Origin of the sequence: Streptomyces niphimycinicus (assembly GCF_018883605.1) — a bacterium.
Taxonomy (GTDB): Bacteria; Actinomycetota; Actinomycetes; order Streptomycetales; family Streptomycetaceae; genus Streptomyces; species Streptomyces niphimycinicus.
In genome coordinates, this window is sequence record NZ_JAHLEM010001124.1 from 1 (window position 1) to 3032 (window position 3032).

Consider the following 3032-nt stretch of genomic DNA (forward strand, 5'->3'; position numbering starts at 1 on the left):
CTCCGCCGCCCGCCCCGGTCCGGCCACCGGCCACATCGGTCGTCGCCGATCTCGCCGCCGGACTGCGCGCCATCGCCCGCAACCGGCCGCTCGCCCGTGCCACCGCCACCTCCGTCGTCTCCTGTGTCGGTCAGGGCGCGCTGCTCACCTGCTGCCCGCTCCTCGGCGCGGCCGTGCTCGGCGGCGCCGACCGCGGCGCCCTGCTGCTGTCCGCCTCCGCCGCATCCGCCCTCGTGGCCAACGCGGTTCTCGCCCGCCGTCCCCGTCCGCCGCGTCCGGACACCGTGCTCCTCGGCGGAGTCCTGCTGCTCGTCCTCGCGCCCCCGCTCGCGGCCACCGGCCACCCGGTCGCGCTGATCGCCGCCCTGCTGCTCGCCGGGGCCGCCGAGGGGCCCCAGCTCACGGCCCTGTTCGCGGTGCGCCACCGGGAGGCGCCCGAGCGGCTGCGCGGCCAGGTGTTCACCACCGGCGCCAGCCTGAAGATCAGCGGCTTCGCCGTGGGCGCTGCCTTCGCCGGTCCGCTCGCCGCCTGGTCGCTGCCCGGCGCCCTGATGGCCGCAGGGGGGTGCGAGGCGCTCGCTGCTCTGGTGTTCGTATGCTTGCCGGGCGATGCGGAGGCCATCGTTCCGGATTCACCCCCCGGGGCTGTGTGACAGAGCCATGTCAGTCATGATGACCTGCATGGAAGACCTGAAAGACCTGCTGCCCGTCGAGGCCGTCCGGCTCGACGTCCGGGCGGCCGACTGGCGTGAGGCGATAGGCGCGGCCGGCCGGCTCATGGTGGAAACGGGCGCCACCACCGACGAGTACACCGGCGAGATGGTCGCCAACGTCGAGGAGAACGGGCCGTACATCGTCATCGCTCCGGGGGTGGCGTTCGCCCACTCCCGGCCGTCCCCGGCGGTGCTCAGGACCGGGATGTCCTGGGTCCGGCTCGCCGAGCCGGTGGAATTCGGGCATGAGTCCAACGACCCCGTCACCCTCGTCGTCGCCCTGGCCGCCCAGGACTCCGCCGCGCACACTTCCGCGATGGCGAGCCTGGCGCGGCTTCTGGGCGATCCCGCCACCGCGGCCGCCCTGGCGGAGGCGCCCACCCCGAAGGCGCTGCACGCCGTACTGGCGGGGGAGCGGCCGGAGGACGGCTCCGAGGCGTCTACCGATTCCGAGCCGTCCACCGCTTCCGCGCCCCGTGCGGCCTCGCTGCACAAGATCCTCACGGTCTGCGGCAACGGCGTGGGCACCAGCCTGTTCCTCAAGAACACCCTGGAGCAGGTGCTGGACCGCTGGGGGTGGTCGAGGTTCGTCACCGTGGAGGCCACCGACACCATCTCCGCGAAGGGCAAGGCGTCCGAGGCCGTGGCCCTGCTCACCTCCCGTGAGATCGCCAGGACTCTGGGGGATGTGGGACGGCCCGTGAAGGTCGTCCAGGACTTCACCAGCACCGCCGAGGTGGACGCGGTGCTCCGGGACACGTACGACGTCTGAACGACGGGGACAGAGGAAGCACCATGGGCTGGTTTGTCAACCTTGCCACGTTTCTCGTCAATGAGATTCTGAGCGAGCCCGCGTATCTGATCGGCATCATCACCGCCGTCGGACTCATCGCGATGAAGAAGAGCACCGGGCAGATCGTCGGCGGCGCCATCAAGGCGACCCTCGGCTTTCTGCTGATCGGCGCGGGAGCGGGACTGGTCACCGCCTCCCTCGACCCGCTGGGCACCATGATCCAGGGCGTCACCGGCGCCCACGGCGTCATCCCCACCAACGAGGCCATCGTCGGCATCGCCCAGGACCAGTTCGGCTCACGGGTCGCCTGGCTGATGATCCTGGGTTTTGTGGTCAGCCTGCTGCTGGCCCGGTTCACCCCGCTCCGCTATGTCTTCCTGACCGGGCACCACATGCTCTTCATGGCCACGCTGCTGACCGTGGTCCTGGCCAACGGCGGCCGCTCGACCGTAGCCGTGGTGGCCGTCGGCGGTGTGCTGCTGGGCATCATGCTGGTCGCGATGCCCGCCTTCGCGCACCCCTGGACCAAGCGCGTCACCGGCAGCGACACCGTCGCCATCGGCCACTTCGGCACGGCCGGATACATCGTGGCGGGCGCGACCGGACGGGTGGTCGGCAAGCGCAGTCGCTCCACCGAGGAGATGAAGCTCCCCGAGGGGCTGCGCTTCCTGCGCGACTCGATGGTGGCCACCGCCCTGTCGATGCTGCTGATCTACCTGGTCATGGCCGTCCTCCTGCTCGTCAAGGAGGGGCAGAAGACCGCCTTCAAGGCGTTCGCCACGGGCACCGGCACGGTGGCCACCGGCACCGGGAACTACCTGATGCAGTCCGTGATGCAGGGGCTCCAGTTCGGCATCGCGGTCGCCGTGATCCTCTTCGGGGTCCGTACGATCCTCGGTGAGCTCGTCCCCGCCTTCCAGGGGATCGCCCAGAAGGTCGTCCCCGGCGCCCTGCCCGCGCTGGACGCGCCCATCGTCTTCCCGTACGCGCAGAACGCGGTGCTGATCGGCTTCATCTCCAGCTTCACCGGCGGTCTGATCGGGCTGGCCCTGCTCACCTGGATCTTCGACCCGGCCTTCGGGCTCGCCCTGGTGCTGCCCGGTCTGGTACCGCACTTCTTCACCGGCGGTGCGGCCGGGGTCTACGGCAACGCGACCGGCGGCCGGCGCGGCGCGGTCGTGGGGGCGTTCCTCAACGGACTGCTCATCACCTTCCTCCCCGCCCTGCTGCTCAAGGTGCTCGGCGCGTTCGGCGACCAGAACACCACCTTCGGCGACGCCGACTTCGGCTGGTTCGGCGCGCTCATCGGCAACGCGGGCAAGGCCGGTGGCGCCGCCGGACTCGTCATCATCGTGCTGCTCGGCCTCGCCGTCCTCGGGGGCGCGATCCTGGTGCAGAAGCGGGTGGTCGACACCGGCTGGGACCCGGGCGCGGCGCGCGACGCCCTGATGCCGCGCGAGAACGTGGCGACGCCCGCCGAGGCGGGCGCCACCACGGCCGCGTACGCCAAGATCCCGCCGCCCGCG

Annotated in this window: 2 protein-coding genes and 1 pseudogene; all 3 read left to right on the plus strand. The window is 71.5% G+C overall.

Translation table 11 applies throughout. The features are described 5' to 3' along the window. Window positions 1-653: pseudogene (locus KN815_RS48125) on the plus strand (MFS transporter); the annotation flags it as partial. Between the two features lie 28 nt (window positions 654-681). Further along, the gene (locus tag KN815_RS48130; RefSeq protein WP_216348071.1) at window positions 682-1485 is read left to right on the plus strand and encodes a PTS sugar transporter subunit IIAB; all 804 of its coding nucleotides are present in this window, start codon (window positions 682-684) and stop codon (window positions 1483-1485) included. Between the two features lie 23 nt (window positions 1486-1508). After that, window positions 1509-3032: PTS ascorbate transporter subunit IIC (ulaA, locus tag KN815_RS48135; protein ID WP_216348072.1), on the plus strand; the 1524-nt coding region annotated here is incomplete at its 3' end.